The sequence below is a fragment of the Pseudomonas sp. B28(2017) genome (genome assembly GCF_002113025.1).
GTDB lineage: Bacteria > Pseudomonadota > Gammaproteobacteria > Pseudomonadales > Pseudomonadaceae > Aquipseudomonas.
Genome location: NZ_NEJH01000013.1, coordinates 133,253 through 150,583 on the forward strand (window position 1 = coordinate 133,253; position 17,331 = coordinate 150,583).

Sequence of the window (17,331 nt, forward strand, 5' to 3'; positions counted from 1 at the left end):
CCATGCTGATTCCCGTGATTCTCTCCGGCGGTGCCGGGACAAGGTTGTGGCCGGTGTCGCGTGAAGGCCACCCCAAACCGTTCATGGCATTGCCTGACGGCCAGTCGCTGCTGGGCAAGACCTATCGGCGCGCCGCCGACCTGCTCGACGGCTGGGGCGATATCGTCACGGTGACCAACCGCGAGTACTACTTCCAGAGCAAGGATCACTTTCGGGACGCGCACCTTGGCCGCCATCGCGGTCACTTCCTGCTGGAGCCGACGGGGCGCAATACGGCGCCGGCCATTGCCGCCGCCGCCCTCTCGCTCCAGGCCCTGCATGGCGATGACGCGATCATGCTGGTCATGCCCGCCGACCATCTGATCGTCAATGTCGAGGCACTGAAGGACGCCGTCGAGCATGCCGTGACATTGGCCAGGGGCGGTCACCTGGTGACCTTCGGTGTGGTGCCGACCGCGCCGGAAACCGGCTTTGGCTACATTGAAGCCGGCACATCACTGGACGATAAAGGCGCTGCCCGCGTGCGGCGTTTCGTCGAAAAACCCGACCTGCAGACCGCGACTCATTACCTGGAAAGCGGCAACTTCCTGTGGAACTCCGGGATGTTCTGCTTCTCGGTCGCCACCCTGCTGGCCGAACTGCAGACCCATGCGCCGGCTTTACTGGAGCAGACGCAAACCTGCATGGCCGCCAGCACCCCCGTGGAAAACGCCGGGAGCGTGCAACAGGAACTGTCACCGGTCCTGTTTGGCGAAATCATGGACATTTCCATCGACTACGCATTGATGGAGCGCTCCGACAAGGTGGTGGTCGTGCCCGCCCGTTTCGACTGGAGCGATATCGGCTCCTGGGGTGCGGTGGCCGCGCTGGTGCCGGCGGATGCACAGAACAATCGCGCCGTCGGCGAGTCGGTTTTCATCGACAGCCACAACAATTTCGTCCAGAGCGATAACCGCCTGGTCGCGACCGTGGGCGTGGATAACCTGATCATCGTCGACACTGCCGACGCGGTGCTGGTGGCCCACGCCGACCGCGCCCAGGATGTGCGCCGGGTGGCCAGGCAACTCAAGGATAAAGAGCACGAAGCCTATCGCCTGCACCGGACGGTCAGCCGGCCATGGGGCACCTACACCGTGCTTGAGGAAGGTCCGCGCTTCAAGATCAAGCGCATCGTGGTCAAGCCCGGCGCCAAGTTGTCGTTGCAGATGCACCACCATCGCAATGAACACTGGGTGGTGGTCGAAGGCATGGCCAAGGTCACCAACAATGGCACCGGCACTCACCTGGTGGCCAAGAACGAATCGACCTTCATTGCTGCCGGTCATAAGCATCGCCTGGAAAACCCCGGCGTGATCGACCTGGTGATCATCGAAGTGCAAAGCGGCGAATATCTGGGAGAGGACGACATCGTCCGCTTCGAAGATCAATACGGCAGGACGGTTTGAATGCTGCTTTCCCTTTACCGCACGCTGGGCAGCTATCGAGGGTTCATCCTCGGTAGCGTCCAGCGAGAGTTTCAGGCGCGTTATCGCAATTCGTTGTTCGGTGCCCTGTGGACCGTGCTCAATCCGCTATCGATGATCATTGTCTACACCGTGATTTTTTCCCAGATCATGCGCGCGCGTTTGCCTGGGGTAGATGACGGCATGGCCTACAGCATCTACCTCTGCGCCGGGCTGCTGACCTGGGGCTTGTTTGCAGAAATCACGGTGCGCAGCCAGAACATGTTTCTGGATAACGCCAACCTGCTGAAAAAAATCAGTTTTCCACGGATCTGCCTGCCAGTGATCGTGCTGTTGAATGCCGGTATCAACTTCGCGATCATCATCGGCCTGTTCCTCGGCTTTCTGTTGATCACCGGTCGCCTGCCGGGCCTGGCGCTGTTGGCGCTCATTCCGCTGCTGGCCTTACAGGTGATGTTCTGTGCCGGGCTGGGAATTATTCTTGGCGTATTGAATGTGTTTTTTCGCGATGTCGGGCAATTTTTCGCCATCTGCCTGCAATTCTGGTTCTGGCTGACGCCAATCGTTTACCCGATGAGCATCCTGCCCGACTGGGTGCAGCGCCTGCTGCAACTCAACCCCCTGACCAACCTGATCACCAGCTACCAGAACATCTTCCTGTACGGCCAATGGCCCGTCTGGAGTTCGCTGCTGCCGATCATGGTCGCCAGCGTATTGCTCCTGGTCATCGGGCTGCGGCTGTTTCGACAGAGGGTCGGTGAAATGGTGGATGAACTCTGATGGGGCACATACGCGTCACCGGCCTGGGCAAGGCCTATAAACAATACCCTACCCGCTGGAGTCGACTGGCTGAATGGCTGGTCCCGTTCTCACCGATCCGCCATCGCCAGCACTGGGTGCTACAGGACGTGAGCTTCCAGATTGCCCCGGGAGAATCGGTGGGTATCGTCGGGGTCAACGGTGCCGGCAAAAGCACCTTGTTGAAGATGATCACCGGCACCACCCAGCCCACCTGCGGCAGCATTGAGCTCGAAGGCCGCGTCGCCGCCCTGCTGGAATTGGGCATGGGTTTTCATGCGGACTTTACCGGCCGGCAGAATGCGGTCATGGCCGGGCAACTGCTGGGCATGCAGGTCGAAGAGATAGAAGCGTTGATGCCGGAAATCGAACGTTTCGCGGAAATTGGCGACGCCATCGACCACCCGGTGCGCACCTATTCCAGCGGTATGCAAATGCGCCTGGCGTTCAGCGTGGCCACTGCGCGACGCCCGGACATTCTGATCGTCGACGAAGCCCTGTCGGTGGGCGACGCCTACTTCCAGCACAAAAGTTTCGACCGCATCCGCAGCTTTCGCAAAGCCGGTACCACGCTGTTGATCGTCTCCCATGACCGCTCGGCGATTCAGTCGATCTGCGACTCGGCGATCCTCCTGGAAAACGGCCACATGGCCATGCACGACACCCCCGAATCGGTCATGGATTACTACAACGCCCTGCTCGCCGAGCGTGAAGGACAGACCGTGCGCCAGGAAGCCCTCGCTGGCGGCCAGATCAGTACCATTTCGGGAACGGGTGAAGCCAGGATTCTGAACGTGCGTCTGCTCGACAAACATGAGCGGTCCATCGACGCCGCCGAAGTCGGCCAGCCGGTCGTGCTGGAGGTGAATGTCGAAGTTCGCCAGGACATCGAGCGGCTGGTGCTGGGTTTCATGATCAAGGATCGCCTGGGCCAGGCCATGTACGGAATCAACACCCATCGCCAGGATCAGGCGCTGACCGATTTGCAGGCTGGCGAGCGCGTGACCTATCGCTTCGCTTTCGTCATGGGGTTGGGCAAGGGTAACTATTCCGTGGCGTTGAGCCTGTCTCGCCTGGATTCGCACCTGGACCGTAACTTCGAGTGGCGCGATTACGGGTTGGTGTTCCATGTGATCAACAACCGCCAGGAAGATTTTGTCGGCTGCTCGTGGCTGGCTGCGAAGACCAGCGTCACGCGCTCGAGCGCGCCGGTCACCTCGGGGAGCACGCCATGACACGTCTTTTGGTGGAATGCACGCACGTATTCCAACACCCCAAGGTCAATTCGGGCATTCAGCGGGTGGTGCGCAACGTCGTCAACCAGTTGCCGGAATCGGTCGACGGCGTTGAATGCATCCCGGTGGTGATGCTCAAGGGCAAACTCTATCGGGTACTGAAACTCGGCGCGCTGAACATTCCGTTTTTCGATCAGTTGATGATGTTCGGCGGGCGACTTGGCCGGCTGGCACATCGTTTCTGGCAATGGCACCAGCAGCTCGACCAACGCCTGACATCGCGATTCGCCAGGCGCGTGCTGTACGTGGCCTATCGACTGACAGCGCTGACCTGTTTCAGCCTTCCACTGCGTGCGATCGAGGGCATCAACCAGTATCAACTGCCCAAACGTTGCGCACCGTTGCAGCATCAGCCGGGAGATCAACTGGTGTTGCTGGATTCATCCTGGCACACCGACTTTTTCCCGTTTGCCGAACAGCTCAAGCGTGAAGGCGTGGGCATCGTTTCAGTGATCTACGATTTGATTCCCCTGACTCACCCACAGTTCTACGACTCACGGCTGGTGCAGGTATTCAACGAGTGGTTCGACTGGATCACGCAAACCGCCGATGGCTACGTGGCCATTTCCGCCACAGTGCGTGAACAGGTGCGTGAGGAGGTTCAGCGCCGCCTCGGCCCTGCCAAGGCCTGCGAGTTGTGGTTCGATTATTTCCACCTGGGCTCCGAACTCGATCTGAGCGAAGTCAGCGCTGACGTAGAACCGCGTCTTGCCCAACTGTTCGCGACGCCGGAACCGGTGTTCTTGATGGTCAGTACCATCGAGCCGCGCAAGAACCACGACTACCTGCTGGACGCCTTCGAACGGGCCTGGGCGGCAGGCTCCAATGCCCGGCTGTGCATTGCCGGGCGAGTCGGCTGGAAATGCGATGCACTGCTGGCCCGGATACGCAATCACCCGCAGCTGAACCAACGACTGTTCATGTTCAACGACCTGAGCGACACCAGCCTCGAACATGCCTACACCCACGCCAGCTCACTGGTGTTTCCGTCTTTTGTGGAAGGCTTCGGCCTGCCGCTGGTAGAAGCCATGCAGCGTGGACTGCCGGCCATGGGCAGCGACATTGCGGTCTTTCGCGAAATCGGCGGCGAGTTCATGGCGTACTTTGATCTGGCCGAGCCACAAAGCCTGGCTGATCTGGTCATGGGGTTCGAGCGCAGCGGTCAGTTCCCGGCCACTCGCGACATCGCCGACTGGCGCTGGATCGGCTGGCGTGAAGCCAGTGCGCAATTGGCCGAACGCACCCTGCGCAATCTCCCGGACGTGCCGCTCGTACAAGAGAGGCAACATGCGCATTGCCCTTAACGCCCGGATTCTCCGCGCGCCGCGCACCGGCATCGGCCACTACGTCGCCGAACTGGCAAACGCCCTGGCGGGTGAACCGGATATTGAACTGGCGCTGTTTCATGGCTGGGGCTGGAGCACTGCACTGCCTGAAGCGGCCATGCCCGGTTACTCTCGACTGACACCCTTGCTGCGGCAGATTCCGGGGGCCTATCAGGCCCGACGGTGGCTGGAACAGAAACGCTTCGATCAAGGCCGTGCGCAAGCCATCGACCTCTACCACGAACCGAGTTTGTGGCCGTTGTTGTTCGACGGCCCGACCGTCATCACCCTGCATGACCTGACACACCTGCACTATCCGCAAACGCAGCCACCGGCGCGCTTGCGAGAAATCGAACGGCGCGTCGCCGACGGTGTGCAACAGGCCAGTCTGATTCTTACCGACTCGCAATACATTGCCGACGAAGCCCAGGCACATTTCCGGCTACCGGCGCAGCGGTTTGTTGTCGCGCCGTTGGGTGTAGCCGCGCGCTTCCACCCCCGTGAACCCGAGGCCATCGATCAGGTTCTCAAGGCCCATGGCGTCGAAGCACGGGAATACTTCCTCTGTGTTGGCACCCTTGAACCACGCAAGAATCTGTCCCTCGCCCTGCGCGCCCACGCCCGATTGCCGGAATCAGTCCGTCAGCGTTTTCCATTGCTGATCGTCGGCATGGCCGGCTGGCAGCGCGAGCAGTTCAGCGAAGAATTGCACCAGGCCCTGGCCAGCGGTCATCTCTGTTTGCTGGGCTATCTGCCTGACGAGCACGTTGCGCAGCTGTTGGCCGGCGCCCGGGCATTGATTTTTCCGTCGCTGTACGAAGGTTTTGGCCTGCCGGTGCTGGAGGCCATGGCCTGCGGCACACCGGTCATTCTGACTCGACGCTCGGCCATGCCCGAAGTGGCAGGCCCTGCGGGCAACTATATTGAACCTGATGATCCCGATGGCTTGCGCAATGCAATGAGCCGTCTGATCGAGGATCCAGCGCATTGGCAGGCATGCCGGGAAGCCGGATTGCTACAAGCAAGGCTTTTTACCTGGGAACGCTGCGCGCAAGTCACGGCCAGCGCTTACCGCCAGGCTATGGGAGATTGAATGCGAGTTCTTCATTTTTTCAAGACGTACCTGCCTGACTCGGTCGGCGGGATCGAACAGGTTATTTTCCAGTTGTGCGAAAGCGGTGCCCTGCACGGCGTTGAAGGCAAGGTGCTGACACTCAGTGCCGATCCGACACCGCCGGCGATGCAGATCGCTCATCATGAAGTCCATCGGGCCAGGCTCGACATTCAGTTCGCCTCCACAGGGTTTTCCTGGAGCGTCTTCAAACAGTTTCGCGAGCTGGCAGCCGAAGCCGACGTGGTCAATTACCACTTTCCATGGCCGTTCATGGACCTGGTGCATTTCGCCAGCGACCTGAAAAAACCCAGCGTGGTGACGTACCATTCGGACATTATCCGCCAGAAACACCTGCTCAGACTTTACCGGCCGCTGATGAACCGCTTTCTGCAAAGTGCCGACCGGATCGTCGCAGCATCGCCCAATTACCTGCACACCAGTGATGTATTGCAACAATTTCAGCACAAGACCCAAGTGATCCCCTATGGATTGAACAAGGCAGGTTACCCACAGCCGGACAGTGATCGAATGGCTCACTGGCGGCAAAAGCTTGGCGACAAGTTCTTTCTGTTTGTGGGCGTGATGCGCTACTACAAAGGTTTGCACATCCTGCTCGACGCCCTGAAGGATCTGGATTACCCGACAGTGATTGTCGGCGCCGGCCCACTGGAAGCTGAACTGCATGCCCAGGCGGCCGCCTTGGGTTTACGCAATGTTCACTTCCTCGGACGCCTGGGGGACGAGGACAAGGTAGCGCTGCTGCAACTGAGCTACGCCATCGTATTCCCATCGCACCTGCGCTCCGAAGCCTTCGGCATTTCGCTGCTTGAAGGCGCGATGTATGGCAAACCGATGATCTCCAGTGAGATTGGCACGGGCACCAGTTACATCAACATCCATGACGAGACCGGGCTGGTGGTGCCGCCGAGCAATCCATCGGCATTTCGTGAGGCGATGCGCACGCTTTGGGAAAACCCGGTGCTGGCGGCGCATATGGGCGAGAAGGCGCAGGCCCGTTATCAAAACCTGTTCACGGCGGAGGAAATGGGTCGCAAATGGACGACGCTGTACGAGGAACTGCTGGAAGAAAAAGCCCTCGCCTACGCATGACGCTTTTTCTTGCAGGAGCCGACTTGCCTCTGCTGCTTTCCAACAGTGTTACGATTCCGCGACTATAGATGTCCATGGCTTGCGCACTGCGTGTGCAAGCCGTCGACTCTTCCCATCGACCCCTGACTTGCCGCTGAACGCCTATGCAACGCCTGCTCAATGACCGCCTCGACTGGAACCTGCTGCGCACCTTTCGGGTGATTGGCCAGGAGCTGAGCATCAGCCGCGCCGCCGCCCGCCTGCACCTGACACAACCGGCAGTGAGCCAGGCCCTCAAGCGCCTGGAAGATCAACTGGGCCGCCAACTGATTGCCCGTCGTGGGCCACGCTTTGCCCTGACCGAAGTGGGCGAGCAGATCTTCGCCCTGGCCGGGGAAATCTACGGGCAAATGTCCCAGGTCAGCAGCGTGCTGGAACAACCGGCCGACGAAGTGATCGGCAAAGTGCGGTTGCTGATCATCAGCCGGATCTTCTCCGAGCGCTTTGATGACTTCCTCGCCGACTTCCATCGCCAATACCCGCGAGTGGATCTGGAAGTCGATGTGATGCGCAGTTCCGACATCGTCAGCGCCCTCCAGGAAAAAACCGCGACCCTCGGCCTGAGCCTCAATCGGCGCCCGCAACCACGCCTGGAGCAGCGCTTGTTCCTGCGTCAACGCTATGCATTTTTCTGCGGCAAGCATCACGCCATGTTCGGCCAACAGGACGTCGCAGAAGGGGATTTGCAGCGGGAGAATTTCGTCAGCTTCACCAGTGACCAGATCGGCGGCATGCTCTCGCCACTGACGATTTTTCGCGATCAGCAGGGTTTCAGCGGGCGCATCGTTGCGTCATCGCCGAGCCTGGAAGAAGTCCGGCGGCTGGTCATCGCCGGCTTCGGTATCGGCTGTTTGCCCGAGCACGTGGTGGCGGCCGACGTAGACGCCGGACTGCTCTGGCGCCTGCCGCCCCACGAAGGAATCGCCGATGTGGACATTCATTTGCTGTGGAACCGCGAACAGCGCATGAGCCGGGCCGAGACGATCTTTCTCGAAAGCCTGCAGCAACGGCTGACGGACTAAACGCGCAAGACTTGCGCCACCGGCTCACCGGCCCGCAAGCGTTCGAGCAAGCGCGGTTCGGCGCGATCCGAGGCCAGCGCCTGTTCAATCACGGCCGCCGCCGTTTCCGTGTCGAGAAACAACACGCCGTTGTCGTCCGCCAGCACCCAATCCCCCGGTTGCACCGTCACGCCGGCGCAGTGGATGGGCTGATTGATGGCGCTGTCGCCGCGACCGTGCAGCTTGGTGGTCAACAGGCTGGTGCCTCGGGCGAACACCGGCAAACCGGCCTCGCGCAACTCCAACAAATCGGTTACCGCGCCGTCCACCACAATAGCCACCGCCCCGACACAGCGTGCCGCGCAACAGGTCACCGCACCGACCGGAGCGTGCCGATGATCGCCACCGGTGTCGATCACCAGCACGTCGCCCGGCCTGATTTGCGCCAGGGCCCGGTTGACGGCGATGGCATCGGCACCCACCAGTTTCAGGGTCAGCGCACGGCCAACGACTTTCACATTGGGTACCATGGCCTGCAGTTGTGGGTCGGCAAAACCATCTTCGAGAAAATGCCCAAGGGTCGGAAAGCTTACGGCCTTGAGCTGTTCGATCAGTAGCGACTCATCCATGTTGCGTCTCCCCGGCAATCAATTCGGCGACACAGTCGATTTCCAGCGACACGCCCCACAGGGCCACGCACACCGTGGTGCGCGCCGGTGGCGCATGGCCGAGGAACTCGCGGTACACGGCGTTGAACGGCTCCAGTTGTGCGGGATCGGTCAGATAGGCATTGACCTTGATCACGTGGCTGAAACCGGACCCGGCTTCAATCAGGATCGCTTCGAGGTTGCGCAAGGTTTGCCGCACCTGCTCCGGGAAATCAGCGGGTTGTTCGTCGAGGCTGTTGCGGGCTGGAATCTGCCCGGCGGTAAACACCAGGTGGCCGCTGACCACGGCCTGGGAGTAAGGGCCGACCGGACCGATGTAGCCTGGGGCCGATTGAATTCTGCGCATGGGGTTGAACTCCAGGATTCAGGCCGTAGCCGATTTGAAAGGTTTGTCGGGGGCCGGGCCGTCTGTCGGAACCACGTGCGGGATTTCGCTGATGTCTTTCTTGAAGGTCTCGGTCAGGAGCAACAGCGCCACCAGCGAAATCAATGCCGCGCCGATCATGTACCAGGCCACCGAAGAGCCTTTGCCCGTCGCGGCCAGCAAGGCCGTGGTGACAATCGGTGTTGCCGCGCTACCGAGCAGGCCGGACAACATGTAGCTGATGGACAACCCGGAATAACGCACCCGGGTGCCGAACAGTTCGGCGAGAAAGGTCGCGATCGGCCCGTAGTTGGCAGCGAACGCCGTCATCAGCAACAGATAACCGAAGACCACCATCGACAGCTCTTTGGTGTCCATCAACCAGAACATCGGGAACGCCACCAGCGCTTCGGCGATGATGCCGCCGACAATGATCGGCTTGCGTCCGACACGGTCCGAGAGCGCGCCGAATACCGGCAGCATCACGATGCACCAGGCGCAGGACAGCAGCACCACACCGAGCATCACGCTGCGGCTGAAGCCGAGATTCTGTGTGCCATAAGTCAAACCGAACGCCACGATAATGTTGAACGAAGCGCCCGTGGACATGGTGGCAATACCGCCCAGCACCACTTGCTTCCAGTACTTGCGGAACACCTCCGCCAGCGGCATTTTCACTCGCACCTTGGCCTCCTTGACCTTGTTGAAGGCCGGGGTTTCCGAGATGTTCAGGCGGATGTACAAGCCGACGGCGATCAGCAACACGCTGGCCAGGAACGGAATACGCCAGCCCCAGGCCAACAGGTCCTCAGGGGACAGCCACGCCGCGATCAACAGGAATGCCAGATTGGCAATCATGGTCCCGGCCGGCACGCCGATCTGCACCCAGGAACCGAACAAGCCACGCTTGTTGGCCGGCGCATGCTCCACCGCCATCAACACCGCCCCGCCCCATTCGCCACCCAATGCCAGGCCCTGCACGACCCTGAGCAGCAACAACAGGATCGGCGCCCAGATACCGATGGTTGCAAAGTCAGGCAACAAGCCGATGGCGAAGGTCGCCGCGCCCATGGTCAACAGCGAAATCAACAGCATCGACTTGCGCCCCAGGCGATCACCGAAATGCCCGAACAATGCTGCACCGACAATCCGCGCCAGATACGCCGACGCGAACGTGCCGAAAGCCAGCAGCGTTCCGATCAGCGGCACGAAATCCGGAAAGAACACTTTGTTGAACACCAGCGCCGACGCCGTGGCAAACACAAACAAGTCGTACCATTCCACGGTGGTGCCAATCACACTGGCCACCGCGACTTTTTTCATGCTGATTGCAGCTTCCGGTGGTGCACCGGACTTTTCTGCGGACGATAGATCGCTCATCACTGTCTCCAGGAATTCATCAAGAACTCGTTATTTAATTGTTTTGACTGGCAGTAAAACGGTTGAGGCGAAGGTTGTTGTTATGGCTTACGGGAAGCTGGTTCCTGTAGGAGCGAGCCTGCTCGCGATGAGCTCAGGAACACCGCGTTTAACCGGCAAACACGCGAAATCGTTAACGACCATCGCGAGCGGGCTCGCTCCTACAGGGGGGGTTGTCAGTTCAATATCCCAATACTCGGTCGGCACAGTTGAGTAACGGCTCGCCAGCATTCAGACGACGGAAGTTCTCCGACACTTGTTCAGCAATACAGTCATGGGAAGCCGCCGAAGCCATGTGCGGGGTGATGGTGACACCCGGCATGGTCCAGAGCCGGTGATCGACCGGCAGCGGTTCCTGTTCGAAGACATCCAGCAAGGCGCCGCGCAAATGCCCTCTCGCCAATGCCTGTTCGAGGTCGTCGATGTTCAAATGACCGCCCCGGCCACAGTTGACCAATGCCGCGCCGCTAGAGAGCCGCTCAAAAGTGGCTCGTCCAAGAATCCCACGGGTTTCGCTGGTGAGTGGCAACAGGTTGATCAGCAACTCGACACCATCGAGAAATGGATGCAACGCATCAGCCCCGGCGAACGTGCGCACACCCGGCAAGTCCTTGCTGCGCCGCGCCCAGCCACGCACGTCATAACCTGCTGCGGCCAGATCCAGAGCAATCGCGCTGCCCAGCGAGCCGAGCCCCATCACACCGACCTTGAACTGCCCCGCCGCCCGTTGCAGTGGCCGCTCCCAGCGTTGCTCCCGTTGTTGCGACAACACCTGATCGAAACCGCGGTGATAGTGGATCACCGCCCAGCGCACGTACTCGGTCATGCCCTGGCGGTGACCCGGATCGACCACGCGGCAGATCGGCAGATCCGGGCATGACGGATCGTGATCGAGGTGATCGATACCGGCGGCCACCGAATGAATCACCTGCAGGTTCGGCAAGGCGCCAAGACTGCCCGGCAAGGGAAACCAGCACGCCGCCATCTGTGCATTGGCTGCCCGCGAATCATCGGCCAGCACGGCGGTGAGCTGCGGCGCACTGCGGGCAAACGCCGCCTGCAATTGCTTGAGCAGCAAGGTGTCGCGGGACAGCAAAACCACGGTGTTGGTGACAGCGTTCATGACAAATAGGACTCGCGCTGGGATTCGATCAAGGTCAGGGCGGCCTCCCAGGCCAGGTCGATGATGTTGTCCTGCTCATCACGGTCAAACTGCTCGGCGGTGTGCGCACAGACTTCCGGCGATGGGTAATGCAGTGCAGAGCCACCGGCCAGCGCCTGCACCTGGGCCTGACAGGCACGCTCCAGGAAATGGATCTCCTGGAACGCCTGGGCCACACTCGAACCACCCACCAGCAAACCGTGGTTGCGCAGAATCATCGCCCGGTGCGGGCCGAGGTCGGCAATCAACCGCTCGCGCTCATCCAGCGACAGCGCGATGCCCTCATAGGTGTGATAGGCCAGCTTGCCGTAGAACTTCAGCGCGTGTTGAGTGATCGGCAGCAAGCCTTGCTTCTGCGCCGCGACGGCCATGCCAGCTGCTGTGTGGGTGTGGATCACACAGTTCAGGTCGGGCCGCGCCATGTGGATCGCCGAATGAATCACGAAGCCGGCGGCGTTGACCCGATGCCCTGCGTACTCCGGATCCACCACACGTCCTTCCTGGTCGATGCGCACCAGATCCGAGGCGCGCATGCGGTCGAAGATCACCCCGTAGCGGTTGATCAGGAAATGGTGCTCGGGCCCCGGAATCCGCAGGGTGATATGGGTGTCGATCAGGTCGGTCATGCGAAAGTGCGCGACCAGTCGATACAGCGCAGCCAGTTCGCAACGGGCTTGCCATTCAACCGGGTCGATGTGTGCGGGTTTACTCACGAATACACCTCTTTGGCAGCGTGGGAGACGACCGGGTTGGCGCGCAGGCGGGCCAGGCCGCAAACACCGATCAGGGACAGGGCCGAGAGCAAGGTGAAGAACACCGCCAGCGGTAACCATTGTCCGGAAAATTTGCTGGCCAGCAGGGTGCCGATCAGCGGCGTAGTGCCGCCGGCCACGGCGCAAGCCAGTTGGTATGCGATGGAAATGCCCGAGTAGCGCAGGTGCACCGGGAAGGACTGGGTCATGTAGCCGGCGATCACCGCGTACAGCGCCGAAAGAATCACCACGGCCAACGCGATACCGAGCGTCATCAACAGAATGTTCTGCGTGCCCACCAGCAGGAACATCGGGTACGGCGTGACCATGCACAGCAGCGCGACCCATTTGAGAAAATGCCCTTCGCCGATACGTTCGGCCAGCAACGCCGAGACCGGTTGCGAAAGCAACTGGATGATGGTCACCAGAAACAGGCAATCAAGAATCGTCGAACGGGCAATGCCTTGGTATTGGGTGACGTAGGTGATCATGAAGGTGTTGGTGAAGAAGAACCCGGCCGAACCAATGGTCACTGCCGCAGCAGCGAACAGGATCTGCCGCCAGCAGATGCGGATCACGTCCATCACCGGGTATCTGGCGGTCTCGTTGTTGTCCTGGACCTTGGCGAACTCCGGTGACTCGTGAACCCCGGAACGGATCAACAGGCCGACCATCATCAACACGCCGCTGGCGAGGAATGGCAGGCGCCATCCCCAGGCGAGGAACTCCTCTGGCTCAAGGGACGTCACCAGGCGGAAAGCGATCAGTGCCAGCAACAAACCGGCCGGGCTGCCGAGTTGGGCGAACGACGCGTAGAACGTCTTGCGCCTGGCCGGCGCGTGTTCGCTGGCCATCAACACCGCCCCACCCCACTCGCCACCGACCGAAATGCCCTGGATCAAACGCAGCACGATCAGACCGATTGGCGCCCAGATACCGACGCTGGCATAGCTCGGCAACAGGCCAATGCCCGCGGTGGCGATGCCCATCAAGGCCATGGTCACCAACAGCATTTTCTTGCGCCCGAGACGATCGCCCAGATGCCCGAAGACCATCCCGGCCATGGGCCGCGCAATGAAGCCGACAGCGAAACTGCCGAATGCCGCAAGGGTACTCATGACCGGGTCGCTGCTGGGGAAGAACACCTGCCCGAGGACCAGCGCCGCCGCGGTGGCGTAGATGTAAAAGTCGTAGAACTCGATGGTCGTGCCAATGAAGGCAGCGGCCGCGGCTCGGCGCGGTTGGGGAGTAGTGTGCATGCAAGGACCCTGTGTACTTATAGTTTTGGGCAGGTGTTAAGGCGGATGACGGTTGCGCTCTATGGCGCTTGTGGGCTTTATCGCTTCCGTGCCAGGATTAGTCAATTTTCAAATTCTTATCTTTACTATTAGCACTGCTACTAAGTGAGGTTTTATGCCCTCCACTTCCAACCCGTGGGTCGGCCGACGCTTTCTCAATGACCGACTCGACTGGAACCTGCTGCGCACCTATCTGGTCATCGGCCAGGAAGGCAGCATGAGCCGCGCTGCCGCGCGATTGCACATCACCCAATCGGCGGTCAGCCAGGCCTTGAAACGGCTGGAGGAACAACTGGAATGCGTGCTGATTGCCCGCAGCGGACGACGCTTTGACCTGACGGAAACCGGGGAAGAAGTCCTGCGCATAGCGGCGGATATCTATGGTGATATTTCACGCCTGGGAACCGTGGTGGAGAGCCGTCACGACGACGTGGTGGGCAAGATCCGCATTCTTACCGTCAGCGGTGTGCAGGCGCGGCATTACGATGATTTCCTCGCTGACTTCCATGAGACTCACCCGAAAATCGAGTTGGAAGTCGAGGTAATGGGCAGTTCGAACATCATCAGTTCGCTGCTGCAAAAGACCGCGACCATTGGCGTCGGCCTGTGCCGTTTGCCACAGCCGCGGCTGGAACAGCGGGTGCTGTTTCGCGAGACCTACGCTTACTTTTGTGGCCAGCGTCACCGGTTGTTCGGTCAAGAGAACCTGGCCCTGGAACAACTGGCGGCGGAAAACTTCGTCAGCTTCACCAGCGATCAATTGGGCGGCAATCTTTCACCCCTGACACTGTTTCGCGATCAGCAGGGCTTCACCGGCAAGATCGTCGCCTCATCCACCAGTTTCGAAGAAATTCATCGCCTGATCTGTGCGGGCTACGGCATCGGTGCCTTGCCCACGCATCTGGTACGCCGGGATGTCGAGCAAGGTCTGCTCTGGCGCTTGCCCCCGGAAGACGGCGTGGTGGATTTCGATATCCAGTTGTTGTGGAATCGCGAACAGAAGATGAGCCAGGCCGAAACGGTGTTCCTCGAGAGCTTCCAGCACATGCTCAGCATCCGTGAGCCTGTGCTGTGAGCCATGATGTTTCAGACGTGAGGATCGCCCGGCGCCTTGCTCGGCGCAGCGTACTGCGGCTTCAGGTGCCCGTCCTGATCGAGTAGCCAGGCGTCCATGATCTCCCGTACGACCGGCCCGGCGACACGACCACCCGCCTCGCCGTTTTCGATCATCACCGAAATCACGATCTTCGGGTGCTCGGCCGGTGCAAAACCGACGAACAAGGCATTGTCGCGGTTACGCTCACGGGTTTTCTCCCGGTTGTAGCGCTCACCCTGCTTGATCGCCACCACTTGCGCGGTACCACTCTTGCCAGCAATACGATACTGCGCGCCCGCAGCTGCGGCCCGGGCAATCCCGCGGGCGTCATGCATCACCATCTGCATGCCATGGTTGACCTGCTCCCAGTCGCGTGGGTCCTTGAGCAGAATGTTCGGCATCGGATGCTCATCCACCGGCGCGACGCCGTCCACGGTCTTGGCCAGGTGCGGGCGATTCCACACGCCTTTGTTGGCAATCAGTGCCGTGGCCTGGGCCAATTGCAGCGGCGTGACTTGCATGTAGCCTTGACCGATACCGAGAATCACCGTCTCACCAGGAAACCAGGCCTGCCGACGCGTAGCGCGCTTCCAGGCTTGGGATGGCATCAGACCAGGGGACTCTTCATTCATGTCCAGGGAGACTTTCTCACCCAGTCCGAACATCGCCATGTAGTCGTGCAGGCGATCGATGCCAAGCTTGTGTGCGAGGTCATAGAAATAGGTGTCGTTGGACCGCATGATCGCCGCATCCATATCCACCCAACCATCGCCGCTGTGGTTCCAGTTGCGGTACTTGTGATCGAAATCCGGCAGTTGGTAATAACCGGGGTCGAACACACGGGTCTGTGGCGTGACGACACCCGCGTCGAGGCCAGCGATTGCCACTTCCGGCTTGATGGTCGAACCCGGCGCGTAGAGCCCGCGCAGCACACGGTTGAACAGTGGTCGGTCGATGGAGTCGCGTAGCGTGGAGTATTCCTTGGAACTGATACCGGTGACGAACAGATTGGGATCGAAACTCGGGTTGCTGACCATGGCCAACACTTCGCCAGTCGACGGATCGAGCGCTACCACTGAGCCACGACGATCGCCAAGGGCTTGCTCGGCGGCCTCCTGAAGCTTGACGTCGAGGCTCAGGACAATGTTTTCACCCGGCACCGGATCAGTGTGCTTGAGCACTCGCAGCACGCGGCCCTGAGCATTGGTTTCGACCTCCTCGTAACCGACATGGCCGTGCAGTTGCGCCTCGTAGAATTTCTCGATCCCGGTCTTGCCGATGGATTGGGTGCCGCGGTACTCGACCGTATCCAGCGCCTTTGACTCTTTCTCGTTGATACGTCCGACGTAGCCGACCGAATGAGCGAAGTGCTCGCCCAACGGATAGTGTCGAACGAATTGCGGCTCGACATCGAGGCCCGGCAAGCGGAACTCGTTGACGGCGAGTACGGCAATCTGTTCTTCGCTCAGTTCGTAGAACAGCGTCACCGGTACGAAGGGGTGACGTGCCTGCTTCATCGCCTTGTCGAACTGCGAGCGGTCTTCAGCGGACAGGTGCAGGAGATTGACCACTTCGTCCAGTTCAGCTTTCACATCGGTGGCGCGCTCGCGGGTGATGGTCAGGTTGAAGCTGGGGCGGTTGTCCGCGAGGAGTACGCCGTTGCGGTCATAGATCAATCCGCGGGTAGGCGTAATCGGCAGGACATGTACGCGGTTGTTTTCGGAGATGGTCGAGTGATAATCGAACTCGACTACCTGCAGGACGTACAGGCGTACCACCAAAGCACAGGTAATGGCGGCAACGAACAAGGCGCAGGCCATGAGTCTCTTGTTGACCAGGCGTGTTTCTTTCTCGTGGTCCTTGATCGGTATCGGCTCAGGCACTTGTGCAGCAACTCTTTGAAAAGAATGCCGATCCGTGGGCGCAAACTCAGTCCATTAAAAATGAGCTGCACCTTAGCAAAACCGTGGAGTCACGTTTGTGTGATTTTTTTTACAATTGGCCTTGCAGGAGCGAGCTTGCTCGCTCCTGCAGGACAAAAACAAAACCCCTACCTGCGTATGCAGATAGGGGTTTCGGAATTTAATCTTGACGATGACCTACTCTCACATGGGGAAACCCCACACTACCATCGGCGATGCATCGTTTCACTTCTGAGTTCGGGATGGGATCAGGTGGTTCCAACGCTCTATGGTCGTCAAGAAATTCGGTGTGCCGAGTCGTCTTTCGACGCTTCAGCAAATTGGGTATGCGATAGATTTGTGTGTTGTGCGAACTTTCGGTTCATTGCGTCTTCACACACCGCAATCTGGTGCCTTTTCAGGTCAGCAAATTGCTTGGGTGTTATATGGTCAAGCCTCACGGGCAATTAGTATTGGTTAGCTCAACGCCTCACAGCGCTTACACACCCAACCTATCAACGTCGTA

15 protein-coding genes and 2 rRNA genes are annotated in these 17,331 nt (G+C 60.0%); 8 read left to right on the plus strand and 9 right to left on the minus strand.

Annotated elements, in window-relative coordinates:
* The first annotated feature begins 2 nt into the window (after positions 1-2).
* The 7 genes from CAF65_RS24530 to CAF65_RS24560 all read left to right on the plus strand — a co-directional run bounded on the left by CAF65_RS24530 (position 3) and on the right by CAF65_RS24560 (position 8,166).
* Positions 3-1,445 (plus strand): mannose-1-phosphate guanylyltransferase/mannose-6-phosphate isomerase, encoded by a 1,443-nt coding sequence (locus CAF65_RS24530; RefSeq protein ID WP_085718593.1) that lies wholly within the window; start codon positions 3-5, stop codon positions 1,443-1,445.
* Positions 1,446-2,243: an ABC transporter permease gene (locus CAF65_RS24535; protein WP_085718594.1), complete on the plus strand. Its 798-nt coding sequence runs from the start codon at positions 1,446-1,448 to the stop codon at positions 2,241-2,243.
* A complete protein-coding gene (locus tag CAF65_RS24540) occupies positions 2,243-3,496 on the plus strand; it encodes an ABC transporter ATP-binding protein (RefSeq protein ID WP_085718595.1) in 1,254 nt (417 codons plus the stop codon). Before CAF65_RS24535 ends, CAF65_RS24540 begins: the two co-directional genes overlap by 1 nt.
* Positions 3,493-4,860: a glycosyltransferase family 1 protein gene (locus tag CAF65_RS24545; protein ID WP_085718596.1), complete on the plus strand. Its 1,368-nt coding sequence runs from the start codon at positions 3,493-3,495 to the stop codon at positions 4,858-4,860. Before CAF65_RS24540 ends, CAF65_RS24545 begins: the two co-directional genes overlap by 4 nt.
* A complete protein-coding gene (locus CAF65_RS24550) occupies positions 4,844-5,974 on the plus strand; it encodes a glycosyltransferase family 1 protein (RefSeq protein WP_085718597.1) in 1,131 nt (376 codons plus the stop codon). The genes CAF65_RS24545 and CAF65_RS24550 overlap by 17 nt, the downstream gene beginning before the upstream one ends.
* On the plus strand, positions 5,975-7,105 hold the full coding sequence (locus CAF65_RS24555; protein WP_085718598.1) for a glycosyltransferase family 4 protein: 1,131 nt from the start codon (positions 5,975-5,977) through the stop codon (positions 7,103-7,105).
* A 143-nt stretch (positions 7,106-7,248) separates the two neighbouring features.
* Positions 7,249-8,166, plus strand: a complete 918-nt coding sequence (locus tag CAF65_RS24560; RefSeq protein ID WP_085718599.1) for a LysR family transcriptional regulator — start codon at positions 7,249-7,251, stop codon at positions 8,164-8,166.
* Here CAF65_RS24560 and CAF65_RS24565 read toward each other — a convergent pair.
* From CAF65_RS24565 to CAF65_RS24590, 6 genes are all read right to left on the minus strand, one after another.
* Positions 8,163-8,774 carry an RraA family protein gene (locus CAF65_RS24565; RefSeq protein WP_085718600.1) on the minus strand — a complete coding sequence of 204 codons (612 nt, stop codon included), beginning with the start codon at positions 8,772-8,774 and terminating at the stop codon, positions 8,163-8,165. The two genes, CAF65_RS24560 and CAF65_RS24565, sit on opposite strands and share 4 nt — an antisense overlap.
* Positions 8,767-9,159 (minus strand): RidA family protein, encoded by a 393-nt coding sequence (locus CAF65_RS24570; protein WP_085718601.1) that lies wholly within the window; start codon positions 9,157-9,159, stop codon positions 8,767-8,769. Before CAF65_RS24570 ends, CAF65_RS24565 begins: the two co-directional genes overlap by 8 nt.
* An 18-nt stretch (positions 9,160-9,177) precedes the next feature.
* A complete protein-coding gene (locus CAF65_RS24575; RefSeq protein WP_085718602.1) occupies positions 9,178-10,557 on the minus strand; it encodes an MFS transporter in 1,380 nt (459 codons plus the stop codon).
* Between the two features lie 220 nt (positions 10,558-10,777).
* A complete protein-coding gene (locus tag CAF65_RS24580) occupies positions 10,778-11,719 on the minus strand; it encodes a glyoxylate/hydroxypyruvate reductase A (protein WP_085718603.1) in 942 nt (313 codons plus the stop codon).
* A complete protein-coding gene (locus CAF65_RS24585; RefSeq protein ID WP_085718604.1) occupies positions 11,716-12,471 on the minus strand; it encodes a class II aldolase/adducin family protein in 756 nt (251 codons plus the stop codon). The genes CAF65_RS24580 and CAF65_RS24585 overlap by 4 nt, the downstream gene beginning before the upstream one ends.
* Complete coding sequence (locus CAF65_RS24590; protein ID WP_085718605.1) at positions 12,468-13,769, minus strand: MFS transporter; 1,302 nt, start codon at positions 13,767-13,769, stop codon at positions 12,468-12,470. The genes CAF65_RS24585 and CAF65_RS24590 overlap by 4 nt, the downstream gene beginning before the upstream one ends.
* 154 nt (positions 13,770-13,923) lie before the next feature.
* On the opposite strand from CAF65_RS24590, the gene CAF65_RS24595 reads away from it, so the two are divergent.
* Positions 13,924-14,883: a LysR family transcriptional regulator gene (locus CAF65_RS24595; RefSeq protein WP_085718606.1), complete on the plus strand. Its 960-nt coding sequence runs from the start codon at positions 13,924-13,926 to the stop codon at positions 14,881-14,883.
* A gap of 11 nt (positions 14,884-14,894) precedes the next feature.
* Here CAF65_RS24595 and mrdA read toward each other — a convergent pair whose 3' ends face one another.
* The 3 genes from mrdA to CAF65_RS24610 form a co-directional block, all read right to left on the minus strand.
* Positions 14,895-16,787 carry a penicillin-binding protein 2 gene (gene mrdA, locus CAF65_RS24600; protein ID WP_085718607.1) on the minus strand — a complete coding sequence of 631 codons (1,893 nt, stop codon included), beginning with the start codon at positions 16,785-16,787 and terminating at the stop codon, positions 14,895-14,897.
* Between the two features lie 203 nt (positions 16,788-16,990).
* Positions 16,991-17,106 (minus strand): 5S ribosomal RNA (gene rrf, locus CAF65_RS24605).
* Positions 17,107-17,251: 145 nt separating this feature from the next.
* A 23S ribosomal RNA gene (locus CAF65_RS24610) occupies positions 17,252-17,331 on the minus strand; the annotation flags it as partial.

Bases quoted from the DNA above. Each gene is read 5' to 3' on its own strand.
- CAF65_RS24530 (WP_085718593.1), top strand. From the start codon at position 3: ATGCTGATTCCCGTGATTCTCTCCGGCGGTGCCGGGACAAGGTTGTGG.
- CAF65_RS24535 (WP_085718594.1), top strand. From the start codon at position 1,446: ATGCTGCTTTCCCTTTACCGCACGCTGGGCAGCTATCGAGGGTTCATC.
- CAF65_RS24540 (WP_085718595.1), top strand. From the start codon at position 2,243: ATGGGGCACATACGCGTCACCGGCCTGGGCAAGGCCTATAAACAATAC.
- CAF65_RS24545 (WP_085718596.1), top strand. From the start codon at position 3,493: ATGACACGTCTTTTGGTGGAATGCACGCACGTATTCCAACACCCCAAG.
- CAF65_RS24550 (WP_085718597.1), top strand. From the start codon at position 4,844: ATGCGCATTGCCCTTAACGCCCGGATTCTCCGCGCGCCGCGCACCGGC.
- CAF65_RS24555 (WP_085718598.1), top strand. From the start codon at position 5,975: ATGCGAGTTCTTCATTTTTTCAAGACGTACCTGCCTGACTCGGTCGGC.
- CAF65_RS24560 (WP_085718599.1), top strand. From the start codon at position 7,249: ATGCAACGCCTGCTCAATGACCGCCTCGACTGGAACCTGCTGCGCACC.
- CAF65_RS24565 (WP_085718600.1), bottom strand. From the start codon at position 8,774: ATGGATGAGTCGCTACTGATCGAACAGCTCAAGGCCGTAAGCTTTCCG.
- CAF65_RS24570 (WP_085718601.1), bottom strand. From the start codon at position 9,159: ATGCGCAGAATTCAATCGGCCCCAGGCTACATCGGTCCGGTCGGCCCT.
- CAF65_RS24575 (WP_085718602.1), bottom strand. From the start codon at position 10,557: ATGAGCGATCTATCGTCCGCAGAAAAGTCCGGTGCACCACCGGAAGCT.
- CAF65_RS24580 (WP_085718603.1), bottom strand. From the start codon at position 11,719: ATGAACGCTGTCACCAACACCGTGGTTTTGCTGTCCCGCGACACCTTG.
- CAF65_RS24590 (WP_085718605.1), bottom strand. From the start codon at position 13,769: ATGCACACTACTCCCCAACCGCGCCGAGCCGCGGCCGCTGCCTTCATT.
- CAF65_RS24595 (WP_085718606.1), top strand. From the start codon at position 13,924: ATGCCCTCCACTTCCAACCCGTGGGTCGGCCGACGCTTTCTCAATGAC.